The sequence below is a fragment of the Pyramidobacter sp. YE332 genome, from assembly GCF_033060595.1.
In the GTDB taxonomy this organism is placed as follows: Bacteria; Synergistota; Synergistia; order Synergistales; family Dethiosulfovibrionaceae; genus Pyramidobacter.
Map to the genome: position 1 here is coordinate 1,176,223 of NZ_CP133038.1, position 15,540 is coordinate 1,191,762.

Annotated in this window: 16 protein-coding genes and 1 pseudogene; all 17 read right to left on the minus strand. The window is 57.8% G+C overall.

Annotated elements, in window-relative coordinates; translation table 11 throughout:
* Positions 1–21: 21 nt before the first annotated feature.
* Positions 22–756 carry a hypothetical protein gene (locus tag RAH42_RS05455; RefSeq protein WP_078016551.1) on the minus strand — a complete coding sequence of 245 codons (735 nt, stop codon included), beginning with the start codon at positions 754–756 and terminating at the stop codon, positions 22–24.
* A 61-nt stretch (positions 757–817) separates the two neighbouring features.
* Positions 818–1,405 carry a D-sedoheptulose 7-phosphate isomerase gene (gene gmhA, locus RAH42_RS05460; RefSeq protein ID WP_317540136.1) on the minus strand — a complete coding sequence of 196 codons (588 nt, stop codon included), beginning with the start codon at positions 1,403–1,405 and terminating at the stop codon, positions 818–820.
* A gap of 10 nt (positions 1,406–1,415) precedes the next feature.
* Complete coding sequence (locus RAH42_RS05465; RefSeq protein ID WP_317540137.1) at positions 1,416–1,961, minus strand: HAD family hydrolase; 546 nt, start codon at positions 1,959–1,961, stop codon at positions 1,416–1,418.
* The gene (gene rfaE2 / locus RAH42_RS05470) at positions 1,954–3,444 is read right to left on the minus strand and encodes a D-glycero-beta-D-manno-heptose 1-phosphate adenylyltransferase (RefSeq protein ID WP_317540138.1); all 1,491 of its coding nucleotides are present in this window, start codon (positions 3,442–3,444) and stop codon (positions 1,954–1,956) included. Before rfaE2 ends, RAH42_RS05465 begins: the two co-directional genes overlap by 8 nt.
* Positions 3,445–3,451: 7 nt before the next feature.
* A complete protein-coding gene (locus RAH42_RS05475; RefSeq protein ID WP_317540247.1) occupies positions 3,452–3,967 on the minus strand; it encodes a glycosyltransferase family 9 protein in 516 nt (171 codons plus the stop codon).
* On the minus strand, positions 3,874–4,275 hold the full coding sequence (locus tag RAH42_RS05480) for a hypothetical protein (RefSeq protein ID WP_317540139.1): 402 nt from the start codon (positions 4,273–4,275) through the stop codon (positions 3,874–3,876). Before RAH42_RS05480 ends, RAH42_RS05475 begins: the two co-directional genes overlap by 94 nt.
* A gap of 175 nt (positions 4,276–4,450) precedes the next feature.
* Complete coding sequence (locus RAH42_RS05485; RefSeq protein ID WP_317540140.1) at positions 4,451–5,473, minus strand: glycosyltransferase family 9 protein; 1,023 nt, start codon at positions 5,471–5,473, stop codon at positions 4,451–4,453.
* Positions 5,463–6,452 (minus strand): hypothetical protein, encoded by a 990-nt coding sequence (locus RAH42_RS05490; protein ID WP_317540141.1) that lies wholly within the window; start codon positions 6,450–6,452, stop codon positions 5,463–5,465. Before RAH42_RS05490 ends, RAH42_RS05485 begins: the two co-directional genes overlap by 11 nt.
* A 45-nt stretch (positions 6,453–6,497) precedes the next feature.
* Positions 6,498–7,778 (minus strand): O-antigen ligase family protein, encoded by a 1,281-nt coding sequence (locus RAH42_RS05495; protein ID WP_317540142.1) that lies wholly within the window; start codon positions 7,776–7,778, stop codon positions 6,498–6,500.
* A gap of 37 nt (positions 7,779–7,815) precedes the next feature.
* Positions 7,816–8,847 (minus strand): glycosyltransferase family 4 protein, encoded by a 1,032-nt coding sequence (locus RAH42_RS05500; protein ID WP_317540143.1) that lies wholly within the window; start codon positions 8,845–8,847, stop codon positions 7,816–7,818.
* A gap of 73 nt (positions 8,848–8,920) precedes the next feature.
* Positions 8,921–9,763: pseudogene (locus tag RAH42_RS05505) on the minus strand (glycosyltransferase); the annotation flags it as partial.
* Positions 9,751–9,939 carry a glycosyltransferase gene (locus RAH42_RS05510; RefSeq protein ID WP_317540248.1) on the minus strand — a complete coding sequence of 63 codons (189 nt, stop codon included), beginning with the start codon at positions 9,937–9,939 and terminating at the stop codon, positions 9,751–9,753. The pseudogene RAH42_RS05505 and the gene RAH42_RS05510, both read right to left, overlap by 13 nt.
* A complete protein-coding gene (locus tag RAH42_RS05515) occupies positions 9,936–11,084 on the minus strand; it encodes an ELM1/GtrOC1 family putative glycosyltransferase (RefSeq protein ID WP_078016561.1) in 1,149 nt (382 codons plus the stop codon). Before RAH42_RS05515 ends, RAH42_RS05510 begins: the two co-directional genes overlap by 4 nt.
* Positions 11,085–11,086: 2 nt before the next feature.
* Positions 11,087–12,244, minus strand: coding sequence for a LarC family nickel insertion protein (locus RAH42_RS05520; RefSeq protein WP_317540146.1), 1,158 nt, complete (start codon positions 12,242–12,244; stop codon positions 11,087–11,089).
* A gap of 93 nt (positions 12,245–12,337) precedes the next feature.
* Positions 12,338–13,066 carry a 3-deoxy-manno-octulosonate cytidylyltransferase gene (gene kdsB / locus RAH42_RS05525; RefSeq protein ID WP_317540147.1) on the minus strand — a complete coding sequence of 243 codons (729 nt, stop codon included), beginning with the start codon at positions 13,064–13,066 and terminating at the stop codon, positions 12,338–12,340.
* Position 13,067: 1 nt separating this feature from the next.
* Positions 13,068–14,267, minus strand: a complete 1,200-nt coding sequence (locus RAH42_RS05530; RefSeq protein ID WP_078016564.1) for a hypothetical protein — start codon at positions 14,265–14,267, stop codon at positions 13,068–13,070.
* A gap of 22 nt (positions 14,268–14,289) precedes the next feature.
* Positions 14,290–15,540: a 3-deoxy-D-manno-octulosonic acid transferase gene (locus RAH42_RS05535; RefSeq protein ID WP_317540148.1), complete on the minus strand. Its 1,251-nt coding sequence runs from the start codon at positions 15,538–15,540 to the stop codon at positions 14,290–14,292.

Below are 15,540 nucleotides of genomic sequence, written 5' to 3' on the forward strand. Positions count from 1 at the left end.
CCTTTACGTTTTCCGCCGGCATTAGATTTCTTTTTGCAGCTCCATCATGCGATTGTTGATCTTGGTCAATTCTTCCTGGATCTCGTTCAGGCGGTCCTGAAGGCCTTTGCCTTCCTTCGTGAGGTTGCCGACGCGTTTGTTCAGACGGTCCATCTCCATGCGTGCGCCCGATTTGCCTTTCAGCAGCTTATCGGGGTCGTCGTCTTTGACGTCCCAGAAGAAATCGATGGTCTTGCCGAGCGTCACGGGCGTGATGGCGCCGTCGATGGTGAACTTGACCGTTTTGACTTTCGGCGTCAGATAGGGTTTTCCCTTGGAATCGTAGCGGGGAAAGTAGACGAAACCTTCGCGTTCATCGGTGATTTTGAAGTTGAAGCGTTTGTCGTAATCGACGGGGGAAAGACGATGTTTGCCCACGGTCAGAGTGACCTGGCTCTCGAAAGGAGCCATCCGGATCGCCGGCCCGCGGTTCGTGAATTTGATGAACACGGGGATCGTATCATCAAGTTTCAGCTGCTGCAGCAAATTGTAACGATAATCTTCCGCCTCGTCGGCCGTCCACAGATTCTTCTGCGCCTGATCCTGAGTCGAGCGTTCCACGTATTCCGACGCATAGTACGTCGCCTGAACTTCGACGCTGGCGCCGAAATCGTCGCGATATTCCTTCTTTTGGCGCCACTCCGCGGCAGAGGCGGCCGAAACGCTCAACATGCTCACCATCAGCGCAAAATAAAATCCTCTTCTTTTGACACTCATTCGAGTCCCTCCTTGATGATAAAACGCGTTCCCCGATCCGGAAAAAAGCCCAAGAAAAAAATCACTTCTCTTCAAAAAGGCTTTTTTCAATGATTTCACACAGCGTGTGTCCGATCAGAATGTGCATTTCCTGAATCCGAGGCGTCTCGGCCGTCGGCACCGCCAGCACGACGTCCGCCATGCCGGCCAGAAGCGAGTTTCTTTCTCCCGTCATGGCAATGACGCGCATATTTTTGCGACGCGCGGCTTCGGCCGCTTTCACGACGTTGGCGCTGCCGCCGCTGGTCGAAATCGCCACCAGCGTGTCTCCGGGACGGCCATGCGCCTCGACTTGCCGCGAGAAAACCGTTTCGTAACCGAAATCGTTGGCGATTGCGGTGAGCGCCGAAGTGTTGACATGCAGCGCTTCCGCGTCAAGCGCCGGCCGGTTGAGAAGGTACCGTCCGGAAAGTTCCGCGGCGAGATGCTGAGCGTCGGCGGCCGAGCCGCCGTTGCCGCAGAAAAGAATACGCCCGTCGTTTTTCAGCGACTGAATCATCAGCGCCGCAGCGCGCTCGACCAGCGGCATCATACCGGCCAGACGTTCGCAGACCTGACGGTGGCGTTCCAGATTTCCCGCAATGATCGCTTCTATCGTGTGCCTGTCCATGGATTCCACCTTATTCTTGACGTTCCCAAAGCCAACGGGCCGCCTGCGGCAAGTTCTCGGCGTAAAAATCGGCGCTTACGCCGCGCGCCCGTTCCTTACGGCCGTAACCCGACATTAATAGTATCACAGGGCTGGCGAGATTTTTGCCAAACTGCATGTCGGATTCTTTGTCGCCGATCACGGCGGCAATATTGTCGTTGTTCAGCCCGCAATCGGCGCTTGCCCGTGAAATGAGCCCGACGGCCGGTTTGCGGCACGCACAGCGCTCTTCCGGACGATGCGGGCAAACGTAGATCCCTTGCAGCGTGATTCCCCGTTCCGCCAGCAGCTCCGTCAGCCGGCAGTGCACGCGGTCAACGTCGTCCATCGCAAAATAACCGCGGCCGACGCCCGACTGATTGGTCACAACCGTCAGCACGTAACCGCGCTCATACAGAAATCTCAGGCCTTCGGCTACGCCGGGCAGAAGGACTACCTGCTCGGGACGATGGAGATAGTTTTTTTCCTCGATGATCGTCCCGTCGCGATCGAGAATCACCCACTTTTTTTTATTCATTTTCGCGCAATTTGTCAATGATCGACGTGCTGGAAAGCCCCGGCAACAGCGGCAAGATCTCCACTCTGCCGGCGTATGCGGCGCCGGCGATCCGCTCCGGCCGATAGTCGCCGCCCTTGACCAGAACATCGGGCCTGATCAGAGAAAGAAGCCGCTCCGGCGTGTCCTCGTCGAAAATCACCACGGCGTCGACGCATTCAAGGGCCGCCAGAACGGCGGCTCGGTTCTGCTCGCTGTTGATCGGACGAGTATCGCCTTTCAGATTTGTCACCGAGCGGTCGGAGTTGAGGCCGACGATCAAACGATCGCCCAAAGTTCTGGCGCGCGTCAGCGAGTCGACATGGCCGGCGTGAAAGACGTCGAAGCAGCCGTTCGTGAAAACCACTTTTTCCCCTTGTTCCTTCCACGCCTTCACCCGCCGTACCGCCGCAGTCGCATCGAGAATCTTCTGCCCGCCGGAGGGCGGATGTTCTTTCGCCTGGGAGAGGCACAGACCTTTCAGCTCCCGACAGGAAATCGGATACGTACCGGCCTTGCCGATCACCACTTGAGCCGCCGCATTCGACAGCCGACAGCAGTTCCGCCAGTCGACGCCGTAGGCGCGGAAAAAAGCGACCGCAGCAATAACGGTATCGCCGGCGCCGGAAACGTCGTAAACGTCGACCGCCTGAGACGGTTCGTCAAAACACTCGCGCTCGCCGACGAACGTGCTGCCCTTTTCGGAGCGGGTAACCAGCAAATTATTCAACCCAAAGGAAGAACGAATCTTTTGAGCTTGCGTCACAAGCGCCTCGTCATCGTCGTTCGATATGTGGAACCCCGCCACGTCCGAAAGCTCTTTCACGTTGGGAGTGACCAGTTCGGCGCCGGCGTAGCGCCGCCAATCCCGCCCCTTGGGATCGACGAAAACCGGGATCCGCCGCGCCCGGCACAGCTCGACGACCTTGCGGCACAACGAAAACGAACACATCCCCTTGCCGTAATCGGAGAGGACGACCGCATTCAGACGGCGCGCGGCAAATTCCGCCAGCCGGGAGAGAAGTTCGCCCTCCGATTCCGGGTCCAGCGGGAGGATATCCTCATGATCAAGCCTCATCATCTGCTGACGCCCGTTGCCGATGACGCGCGTTTTCACGGTCGTCGTCTCCTTATGGAACGGGAACAGTTCGACGCTTCCCCGGGACGAACCGTTCACGGCGTCCACAAGCTTCAGGACTTCCCGCGCCGCCGGATCCCCGCCGAGCTGAGCGAAGCACTTGACGTCCGCCCCCAGCCCGCAGAGATTGGCGACGACGTTGCCCGCCCCGCCGAGGACGCTCCTTTCACTCTGAAACTTCACGACCGGGATCGGCGCTTCGGGGGAGATCCGCTCCACGCTGCCGTAAAGATACCGGTCGAGCATGAGGTCGCCGACGACGGCGACTGTACATGGAGAAAGCCGCTCGACCCGTTCTATGATCTTTGCAAGAGTGCCTTCGGACAAAGCGGATTCACCCCTTTTGCGGGAAAATAGATTCCAGAATTTCCTCTGCGGCTTTGATGACCTTCTGCGGAGCAATACGTTCCATGCAGGGCAAATCGCATTTCCAATCCAAACACCCCATCTTTTCGCAGGATGTATAAACAACCTTGTCAAAGCTTTGCGTATAAGAGATCGAGAGCGACGTCGGGCCGAACATCGCGATCACCGGAGTCCCCAGCGCCCGCGCCATGTGAAGCGGCCCGGTGTCGGCGGCGACGACAAAAGAAGCGTCAGCCAACACGCAGAGCAATTCCGACGTCGAAAGTTTGTCTACCCAATCGAGAACTCTCTGTCCAGAGCACTGTGCCATAATCTCTCGAGCCATCTTTTTTTCTTCGGCGCCAGAGCCCAGAAGCACCGCCAGACAGTTTTTCTCCGAAAGAAAATGAATCAGCTGCGCCCAATAGGGAACGGGCCAGCGCTTGCGCGCCTTGCTGGCTCCGATGGCCAGGGCGGCGCAACACCGCGTGTTTTCTCTTTCGATACATGGGGCAACACGCGAGTCCCCTCCGGACGCACCAAGGAACTGCGAATTTGTTTTTCTAGACAGGGAGGAATGCCTAATTGCCCCAAGACGGCATAGACATCTTGGTTATAAACAAACTGAAAATGCCGATGGAAGCCGATCTTCAACGGAATGTGCGTAAGCAGGGTCAACAAGGCCGTGCGATCGTTGTCCTGCAAGTTAAACAGGATATCAAACTTCTCGTTGCGAACGCGCGAAATCAGTTTAAGAAAACCCCGCCACCCCTCTTTTCGGTCCCACGGTATTACCTTGTCGATCCATGGCATGTATTCTGCAAAGGGACCGTAATTTTTTTCCGTGAGCCATGACAGTTCAAAAAAGGGAAAAGCTCTTTCAGTCTCCTGCCGATATGAGCCGTAAGAACGATATCACCGAGAGATGAAAGACGAACAAACAAAACTTTCGCTTTGATATTGTTATCCAGAGCCACCCGCGGAAAATTCATTTTCGCCCCTCGTCACAGTCAATCGACGCCGCAAGGATTTTTCTCGCCGCCGCCCACACGTCGTCCACCGGGATCTGCTTCAAGCAATTATCGCGCCCGATCGGACAATTCGCGCCCTCGTCGCGGCAAAAAGATTTCGGGCACGTCTTGGGAAAAACGATTTCATGCCTGTTTCCCCACGGGCCATACCGCCACGGATCCGTCGTGCCGAAAATGCCGACCGTCGGCGTTCCCATGGCGCTGGCCATATGAAGGCCGCCGCAGTCATTCGTGACATACAGACACGCCGCGGCCAAACGCGAAGCGCTGATCGGCATGGGCACCTGTCCCGAAAAATCGAGCGCCTCCGGCAATGAAGCCAGAACCGGCGCTGCCGCGGCTTGCTCCTCGGCAGAATACCCCATCACGGCGATTTTATATCCCCGTTCGCTCAAACGACGTCCCAACGCCGCAAAGTTTTCGGCGGGCCAGCGTTTGAACGCACGCCCCCCCGGATTCAAAATCACCAGTTTGTTCCGATAGGGAGCCAGCTCACGCTGGACGCCGCGGTGGATATCCCCGGGGACGTAAAGCCTCATGCTTCGACTTCTCAGCGGCACGCCCAGAGTTTGCATACAATAGAGATTTCTTTCCGCTTCATGCACCTTTCGCGGCAAAAAAACTTCCCGCCAGCCCCAGAGCGGCCGGTACCGGCAGTTCATGAACAGCGGGATCAACGTGCTGCGCAGATCGACGATGAGATCGTACTTTCCGGCGCGAAACTCGCGGATCGCCCGAACGCGTCCTCGCCATCCATTGTAGGGGGAATTCGGCTTGCCGCGGTCGTAAAATTTTATTTCATCCCACATGGGGTCATCGGCAAGCATTGCAGAAACTTGAGCGTTTGCACGAATCGTGAAATGCGCATGAGGCAGGTACATCCTCAAATTGTACAGGGCCGCGCTGCTCAGCAGCATGTCGCCGATGCACGAGAGTCCGACGACGAGGACTCGCTCGATTTTGGACGGCTCAATCTTCACCACGGCGCACCTCGTCTCTCGGCAAATGCAAGGTTCCCGCCTCGAATTCCCTGACGGCGGCGCCAAGCAGCGGGATCATGATCTCGTGATGTCCGGTGATGGCGTACCCTCTCCCGGAATTTTGCACCGGACGAGTGACGACGTTCATGCGGGGACGATAATGCTGGATCATGTCCATGTTGACCGCAGTAAAGTTTTTTACGCTGAATTTTAAATTCCGCGCCAGCGACAGCGCCTTGAGAAAGACCTCCGGCATGATCACCGCGCTTCCCAAATTCAAAATTACCCCGCCTTCGAGCCGGGAAACGGAGGCGGCAAAGATGCGGAAATCCCTCAGCGACGCGTCGCCGATATCCGCCCCGACGGCGCTGGGATGCTGATGCACGATATCCGTCCCCAAAGCGACATGAACTGTGTAAGGGATATTCAGCCGGGCCGCCTGGACCGAGAGGCAGAGACGGTCGTAAGGAGCCCGTTTTTCCGCCAGCAGGGCGCCAAGCGCTTCGCCAAAACCTTCCTTCCTGAGGCGAGCGCGGGAAGCGGCGTGGTTCAACACATCCGCCGTATCCGCCGCCATGCCGAAAGAACCGTCTTCGATTTGCGCGGCCACGTCTTCCGAGGTGTGCCCGCACAACGCCAGTTCGGTATCGTGGATGGCGGCGGCGCCGTTCGACGCGAAATGCGTGATGAAGCCGTCTTTCGCCAGATCCAGCAGAAACGGAACACATCCGCACTTGACAACGTGACCGCCGAACATGGCGATCACGGGGCGGCCGTTTTTCTTCGCCAGCGCGATCGCCGCGGCGACCTCGAGGAGGTCTTTGGCTTTCAGGACGTTCGGAAGGCCGAGGAAGAATTCTCCCATGCTCATGCCGTGGCGGTAGGCTTTCCCTCCGCTCGCCGCAGAGACGAGAGAAAGACGCTCTCTTGCCTGATACGTTTTTGCCTTGGTCGGATCCAGCTCCATAAAACGACTCATTGCGATGCCTCTTTCATCATATCGGTAAAAACAGGTCGAACGCGGTCATGATTTCTCGCGGGACGAACCGCGCCCCTCCGGCACGATCAGCAAGATTCCCCAAAAACACCAGAACATCACCGAGATGTCGCGCCGCCCCACAAGCACATCGCCGCTCAGAGCATACACCAGCATCGTCAACAGCAGAACGGAAATCGACAATCCCCATGGGAAAGCACATCCGCCTTCGGATTGAACGAGCCGGAAAGCCTTCTTCAAAGAAACGGCATAAACGGCCAGAAAAAGCATTAACCCCGGAATTCCCGCAAGGAACGCGACGTTAAAAAGCGTCGAGTGCGGATGTTCTCCTCTCGGCTGATATTTTAATCCCAGCTCATCTGCTTTTGTTCTGAAAAGTTCCTGATAGAGGTCTACAAAGCGCATGCCGCCCCACCCAGTCATGGGCCGTTTGCGTATAAGACAGGCCGAAGCGCTCCAGATTTCGTTGCGGTAGGTCGTCAGCGCGCCGACATCCTGCGTTGACGTGATCTGCCGATATTCTACCTGTGCCCTTTTCCAGAGGGCGCCTCCTGAATGCCAATCAAACGCCGCGCCCATCAGCAACAAACAAGCGCTCATTCCCAACAAAAGCGAGACCTTGATCTTTTTGAACCGGAACATCCAATAAAGCAGGACCGCGCCGCCGAAAGCCGCCGCACCCCACGCTCCCAGAGAAAAGGATAAAAAGACTGCCACACATACGGGCATAACGATCGCTAGACGACGAATAAGATCGTCAACGCGCCAAAACGCATAGCATACCAGAGGCGGCAGCAGAAGAACGCTGCATAGTCCCAAACTATTCCCGTTTTCCAGAGAACGGTTCGGGAAGTAACCGATCAGATGCAGTTCACGACTCAGGTTGCCCAACATAATAAAGACGCTTGCCCAAACAAACAGGCGAATAAATTTTTCGCGAGCCGCTTCATTGCCCAGAAGACGTGCGGCCAAATACATGCCCAGCAGCACTTCCAGCGGCGTTGTAACATTGCGGCCATAACTGTCGAGATCGTGAAAAGTCAAAAGCCCCATCGCCACTGTCCAGAGACACAGCGTCCCCCACCCCAGCAATATCCATCTTCCTTTCGTGTCGATGTTCTGTGGAGAGAGGGGCATGCGATACTTTATTTTGGTCACGAGGATCGAGCTCAGACAAATTGTCCACAAGGAGTAATGAACGACAGGACCGAGCGGAGAAAATGCAACGGAGATCATGTATGAAAATACAGCCAGTTTTTCGATCCGTTCGGCGCTGTTTCCTTTCGATTGAAACACTGCATCACGCATGATTCGTCTTCACCTCTATGGATACGTCCATCACGGCTTACTCTCGGCACATCACAGGCACTATGCATTCGTAGAGATCGCGCGTCTGGCGCGCAATCTCGCTCACGCTGATTCTTTCGGCCGTACGCACCGCCTCCGCAGACAGCCTCGCTCTCAGTTGAACGTCGGTACAGCGCAGAATCGCCTCGCTGAGCGCCGCGGCGTCACCGACACCAAATATGAGCGCGTTTCGATCTTTGAACGCAATGTCCCGCGTGCCGGGAATATCCGTAGCGATAGGAACGGTCTTGCATGCCATAGCCTCGAGCAGCATCAGACCGAACGCTTCGTCGGCATGCGAGGGGAAAACGAACACATCCGCGGCCCAGAGCCATGGCCTTACGTCCGAAACAAACGGTTTAAACTTTACGCGATGGACAATGCCCAAACGCTCCGCAAGCTGTTTTAACTTTTTTTCCTCTTCGCCGCAGCCAAACAAGTAAAAACGGAAGCGTTTATTCTCAGGAACCAAAGCGATCGCCTTTAAGTAAGTATCCCACCCCTTCCAACCGACAAAGCGTCCCATGCCCATTACGACAATCTCTTCGGCGGCAACCTTTTCTACGGCACGAGTGGTCTTGCGAACTGATTCATCACGTGTGTAGTGTCCTGCTTCGATAGGGTTCAGGATTGTCCCGATGAAGCAGGCGCACGGCAGGTCAAGCGTCTTGATATGTGCCGTCACGGCGGAAGAACAGCCGATCAGCACGTTACTGTGACGGTAATATCGTCTTTTTGCAAACTTATCGAACGTCGAGACGACGGGGACATTTCTATGTTTTCCCCACCACCCGCCTAAAGCCGCAGCAGAGGAAAGTCGCGTATGGATCAGATCTGGCCTGACGACCTTGAGAGCTCGGCCGATGCCGCGTGACATAAACGGGAACCACTGCGCCAGCGGATTATACGTAAGACACTTGATGTCATTTGCTCGCAACGCCGCACACAACGTCCCGCCGCTTCGACAAAGGACATGGTTCTCTATCCCCAAACGTTCCAGCTCCTTGAGAAGCTGAATCCACGGAAGCATCCACGACAGTCTGTTTTCATCGACATAATGCAACACGCGTTTTTGCCGCATATCATACGTCCTCTCGCAACGATCACACAAACTTCTGATATACCGCAATCAATTTTCGAACCATCTGCGACTCTGTCAAAAGCGCGGCGGCGTTGAACCGCGAGGCGGCATCCATGTGTCCGGCCAATAACCGGCGCAAGCTGCGGGCCCATGCCGCCGAATCCGAGGGCGGCAAAAGCTTTTCTTTATCCAGCGCCAGTTCGCACACCGCGGGCAGATTCGACGCGAGCACGGGCGTTCCCATCTTCGCGGCAAGCATCAAGGTCAGCCCCATTCCTTCCGAAGCGGAAGGAAGCACGTAACATCTGCATTTCAACAAACGATCGACGATATCTTCTCTATACCCCGTAAATTCAACCTGTGAGGCAATGCCGAGACTGACGGCGCATTGTTCCAGTCCTTTTTTCTGCGGGCCGTCGCCGACAATCACAAACCGCCAGTTGGATATCCCCTCTTGCTTCAAGAGAGCCAGCGCCCGGAGGACAATATCGATCCCTTTCAAACGAGTCAAACGACCGACCGAAAGAATGATCGGCGTGCCGCCGACAGGCGGATGCCACTGCGGCACGTCTTCAGGCAAGCCGTTGTAAATCACTTCACAGTCGGCGGGAAGATAGTCTTTGAGATCATCCCTGACGGCCTGACTGATACAGATCACTTTATCAGCTTTTGATAAAGGATGAAGCCCGAAATTGTGGCTGTACACGGCATGAGCGGTATACAGCCACGGGACGCGGGCCAAAGGACTGGCCCAGTTGGCGATCCACGCCGGCACGCGGGAGTGGGCGTGAAGGATCTGCCAGCCTTCGCGTCTGACCCAGCGGGCGATTTTCACCGCGCTGTACAGTCCCGTCAGCGGATTTTTTTGTGCACGGGAAGATGACGCACCAGCACCTTCGCGTTGAGCTGGCGCTCCATCCGGCCGCCGGCCGAGATCACCATGACCTCGTGACCTCTTTTGACCAGCTCGTTCGCCAGGTCGATGACATGGCGCTCGACGCCGCCGATCTCAAGTTCGGGGAGGATGTGGATGATTTTCATGGCAGCCACCGGTCGAGGATCCACCGCGCGGCTTTTCCGGCTTCGTTGAAGCCGTTCATCCCGTCGAGCGGCCGTTCGAGGAAATGGCGAAGATCGTCGTCCAGGTTGCGTGGGGTGACCAGGCACAGATAATTCTGGTTTTCGAAATCCTCGATCATCCTGTTGAAGCGGGGCACGCCCCACAGACGCGTGGTGGAGAGCAGCCGGGCGTCCACGAGCCACTCCGTCACCTCCTGCAGAAGCCGTTTGACGCCGTGGTGATGGCCGACGGTGACGACCGCCGTCTGCACGCCGGCGGTGACCGCTTCGGAGATCATCGAAACGGAGTCTTCGGTGCAGAAGACGCGCGAGCAGTGGCCGAGAATGCCGGGAACGGGATTGCGGGAATCCTGCGAAGCCAGCAGGAGCATCCGCACCACGCTGGTGTCCCCGCAGAGTTTGGCGATCTCCATCTCCGTCGCGGCCTGCGTGCGGCGCGAGGTCGTGATATACAGGTCGACGTTGGCGTCGGCCGCGGCGTCGAGCAGCGTCGGCAGGACTTTGTTCACCCAGAGAGGGGCGATCGAGTAGTTCAAATCGTCGCCGCCGATGAGGATCCCCCAGGCGTCTTTTTGGTGCGGGGGATAATCGCTCAGCAGCTCCCGGCGCTGGCTCTCCAAAAGCTTCGGAGAAATGGAATTGGGGGCGCCCAGCGTGACCAGAACGTTGTCGCCGCGGCGTCCGTCGTGTTTGGGCACGACCGCCATATCAAAGGGTTTCGTCCCCAAAACGGAGGGCGTCATCACCACGCAGCTTTTCCCGTTGAATCTTTTGGCGAGAGCCAAGCAATAGGGCGCGGCCGTACTTCCCGCCGAAAGGAAAAGAAGCGGGCGCCGCTCCGGATTCAGCATCGCGATGCGGTCAAGAAGCTCTCTGCCCCCGGCTCTCAAAAGCCAACGCTCCGCGCCCTGCGGCGTCGCCTTGGGAAGGCGTCGGGCAAGCAGTTTGAGAGCTTTGATCCGCGCCGCTCCGCGTAAATGGGGGATGTCGAACTCCGCCGTTTCGAAATCGGCAAGCTCCTGCATGCGGTCGCGTATCCCCCGGCTTTGGACGATATGTCCGCGGGTATTCTCGTTAAGAAGTATCAAAAACGGTTTCAGATCCATTTTTATAAATCTTCCTTTTGACGGAATTCACTGACGACCAGAGGACGAAGCCGATCCAAAGGACAGCCTGTCTCCTGAGAGATACGCTTTAAATCCTCGTACTCCGCCGTGACGCGGACGATTTCGCCGCCCCAGCATGACAATTTCATCGACACCGGGCCGAACGAACTTTCGAATTTCCGGAGGCGGCGCTCCAGCGTCATGCGGTTGACTTCGCTCCAACGCAGGCCGATCGTCGTGCTGTATCTCAGAATGATCTCGCCCAGCTTTTCTCTGTCGGCGGCGCGGGAAATGCACGTCAGCCTCACGGCGGGGCGGAGTTTTTTCATCAGTATGGGCGTAAAAAAAACGTCCAGCGCGCCGCACGCGAAGAGGCGCTCTTCCAGGTTCTGATAATCCTGCGGGTTCATGTCATCGATATTCGTTTCCATCACGACGATCTTCCCCGTCAGATACGGAAGAGCCGCTTCGTCGTTTTGCTCAAGCACCATGACGTGCAGCGCCTCGGCGCTTCCCTGCGGCGCGACTCCCCCGCAGCCGCCGGCAAGCAGCCTGCCTGCCGGAAGAGGCTCGGTGGATGCGGAGAGGGCTTTGAGCAGCAGGGCGCCGCTTAACGTCGTTCGTTCATGTTTCCCTTCGCGGGCGAAAACGGTCATCCCTTTCAGAAAAAACGAAACCGGCACGGACACGGCGCTCTGTCCAGATCCGCCCATACGGCCGCCGACGTTGACCGGCGAGGAATAGACGGCATCGACCTGAAGCGTATCCAAGAGCGCGAGCGCTCCGACAATTTCGAACACGAGGCAGGCGTCAAGGAGAGGCGCCCCGCTTTCGTCGCCGCAAAAGCCGCGTCCCACGGTTTTCAAAGCGCTGAAGGCCGAGAGCGCGCGTTCCTTCGTCTCCGGCAAAAGCTTCGACTCGTCGAGGAGCGCCTCTATTTCCGCGAATCCAAAGGTCTTGCAGCCGGAAGGAACCGGTTTCGCCTCGATGCCGGCCCCGCCGTTCGGGCCCGCGCTGACGGCCCACGCGCAGCCATAGCGACGGAGCCATGACATCCGCCGCTCGAATTCGTCGGCTTTTTCTCCTTTTAGATCAAGCAGGGCCCCGATCAATCTGCTGCCGGAGATGCCTGCTGTGCAGTCGATGTACAGAGTTTTCATTTTTTCTCCTCGAACGGGGATATCGATACGATAAAAGCCAGTCTGAATAAACGCAGACTGGCTTTTATTATATCCGATTATCACGGATTTTGTTCAGCTTTTTTCGTTCATCAGCTTTCGCGCCAGCTCCAGATCATGAGGCGTGTTGATTCCCACGCCGCGGTCGGGATACGCGGAAACGGCGACGGCGATGTCGTAGCCATGTTCCAGGGCGCGGAGCTGCTCGAGGCTCTCCGCTTCGGCGAGCGGCGTTTCCGCAAGGCGCAGATAAACGGGCAGAAAATCTTTGCGGTAACCGTAAATGCCGATGTGTTTGGAGACGACGGGCGTTCCGCAGCGCGCGAAGGGAATGACGCTGCGGCTGAAATACAAAGCTCGCCCTTTTTGATCGACGACGACTTTGACGTTGTTCGGGTCGGCCGCCTCCGCCGCGGAGGCAAAGGGAACGGAGAGCGTCGCCATCGGCTCGCCGGCATGGACCAGAACGTCGGCAAGCTGATCGATCACGCGCGGGTCGAGCATCGGCTCGTCGCCCTGAATGTTGATGACGTAGTCGCATTCCACGCGCGCGGCGACTTCGGCGACGCGGCTGGTGCCGTTGGGATGGTCGGGAGCCGTCATCACGGCTTCTCCGCCGAACGCGGCGACGGCGTTCAGGATCCTTTCGTCGTCGGTCGCGACGATAACCCGCGCCAGAGAACGGGCTTTCAGGCACTGCTCGTAGACGTGCTGGATGACGGGCTTGCCGCAGAGATCGGCAAGCGGCTTGCCGGGCAGGCGGCTGGAGCCCCAGCGGGCCGGGATGATTCCGATCGTTTTCATTTTACAGTTTGAACGTCAGGGCTTTCGCTCTGATCTTGGTGACATCCAACGGTTTTACGTTGTCGACGATCCATTCGCGCATGGCTTTGCCCTCGGCAGTCTCCTGCTTGTAGCTCATGAAATCGAGTTCGATGCCGAGCGCGTCGGCGACGCCGACGGCCAGGACCGGCCAGACTTCGCCGATGTCGCCGATCAGCGGGATGCTTCCTTCGTGGCGCGCGAAGGCCGACATTTCCATGCGGAAGGGAATGCCGGAGATCTTCGTTTTCGGCAGGCCCTTGGCGATCGCTTCCTGCATCTGCGCCTGGGAATCGCAGGCCCGGCGCAGATTTTCGTCGAGGTCGAGGCGGATCAGCGTCTTGCCGCGCAGGTTGTAGGTGTGCATGCCGTTCCACCAGGCCCAGATGCCGTGTCCCGTGTACTTCTCGAACGGACCGTCGTGAAGTTCCTGCGAAAGGGCGATGGCCGACTCGATGATGACGTCCGCGTCTTCGAGCATGCGCGCGACGCGCATGCAGCGCTGGCGGATCGGGATACTGTCGCCGATGCACGAACCGATGTTGCCGCCGCCGACCATCTGCGGCAGGCTGACCAGCACGGGAAGATCTTTCGCCGCGCCGACGCCCAGCATCGTGCGACGGTCGCAGCCCCAGCCCGCGACGACTTCGAACGGAAGCGCGTACGTGCGGGCGATGTCGCAGATCTCGGAGGCGACGTGTTCGTTCCAGTAGCCCATCGGATAGGCCATGTTGCCGGCCGCTTTGATGACCTCGTGCCCGGCGATCCGGTCTTTTTTGGCGAGAAGCGCGTCGTCCAGGACGATCTGCTTTTTCAGCGCCGCCAGCTCGTCGGGCTTCATGCAGGTGAACTCGAAGACGTTGCCGCGCGGCATGTCCTCGGGGTCGAACCCCAGCTCGTCGGAACTGACCATTTTCACGCGGTCGAGAGAACCCGCCATTTCATGCCCGACGACCGCCGAGCTGGTGGTGACGCCGTCGATGATGCCCTTGTCCATCAGTTCCGCGATCAGCGTCGTCACGCCTTCGTGGATGTTGGGACCGCTGCCGCAGGCGACGACGATCTTGCCGCCGTTCTTCTTGACCTCGACCATCTTTTCCGTGGCCTTTTCGATGCCGGCCCGGGTGCGCTCGTCCTGACGCTCAAAAAAAGTTTTCAGCAGTTCTCTGTGAATCGATGCCATAATGCCCCTTCTTCCTTGACGCTTACAGATATTTTTCCGGATGCCCGCTACGAAAATCTTTTATCAAATCCCAGCTTCGCCGGGACGCGCCGCTCAGGGCGGCGAAAAATTCTTGACGCTCCCGGCCGAAATCGGAATTACCGTTTGACAGCACGCCGTCGAAAAAATCTCTCATCTCCCGCGCGTCGCGCACAATGGTGCACAGTCCCGTTTTTTTGAGGGCTTCCGTCGCTTCCGAAAAATCGCGGTAGTCAGGCCCCTGACAGAACGGGACGCCCCAGATCGCCGGCTCCATGATGTTCTGACCGCCTTTGGGAACGAGCGAACCGCCGAGAAACGCCGCTCTCGCATATCCGTAAAGAGAGAAAAGCACGCCGATGCGGTCGACGATAAGAACGTTCCAGTCGCCGTACGCCTCCGACATCAGCTCAACTCGGCCGAGCTTTCTTGCCGACGCTTCGTCCAGCAGCGCGCGGCCGCGTTCGGGATGCCGCGGCACGACGACGAGTTTCAGGCCGGGATAGATTTTCAGCAGCTCCGCGTAGGCGTCGAAGACGATCTCTTCTTCCCCTTCGTGGGTGCTTCCGGCAAGGATCAGCGGTTCTTTGCCGGCAAAAATCTCCCCCAGGCCGGCGCCGTCGGCCGCATTTTTGCGGGCGATCAACGCGTCCACTTTGCAGTCTCCGGTCACCTTCACCCGGTCCGGTTCCGCGCCCAAGGCGATAAAACGATCCCGATCCGGCGCGGAACGAGTCATGATCAGAGAATAACGGCGAATGACCCGCTTCCAGAAAAAGCGCAGACGCCGGTATTTTCGAAAACTCGATTCCGACAGCCGGCCGTTGACGAGAAAGGTCGGGATCCGTCGTTTCCGAAGCTGAAAGAGCATCTCCGGCCAGATCTCCGTCTCGATCGTGATGTAGGCGGCCGGACGCAGAGCCGTCAGCGCTCTTCTGAGAACGCTCGGCGAATCCCACGGATAATAAATATGCCGGACGAGATCGCCCGCCAGCCGCTCCGCCATGGCCCGGCCGGTCTCCGTGATCGTCGAAAGGAGAATGGGCATATCCGGAGCCTGCCGTTTGATCTCCCTGATAAAAGGATAGGCCGACTGCACCTCGCCGACTGAAACCGCATGGATCCACAGAGCGCCCTTGGGCAGATCGTCGGGATAGCGGCCGTACCTCTGTTCGTTGCCTTCGTCGTATTTTCGGTTCAGGAAAGGGCGCGCGGCAAAAAACAAAAGCTCGGAAACACAGCCATAAAACGACAT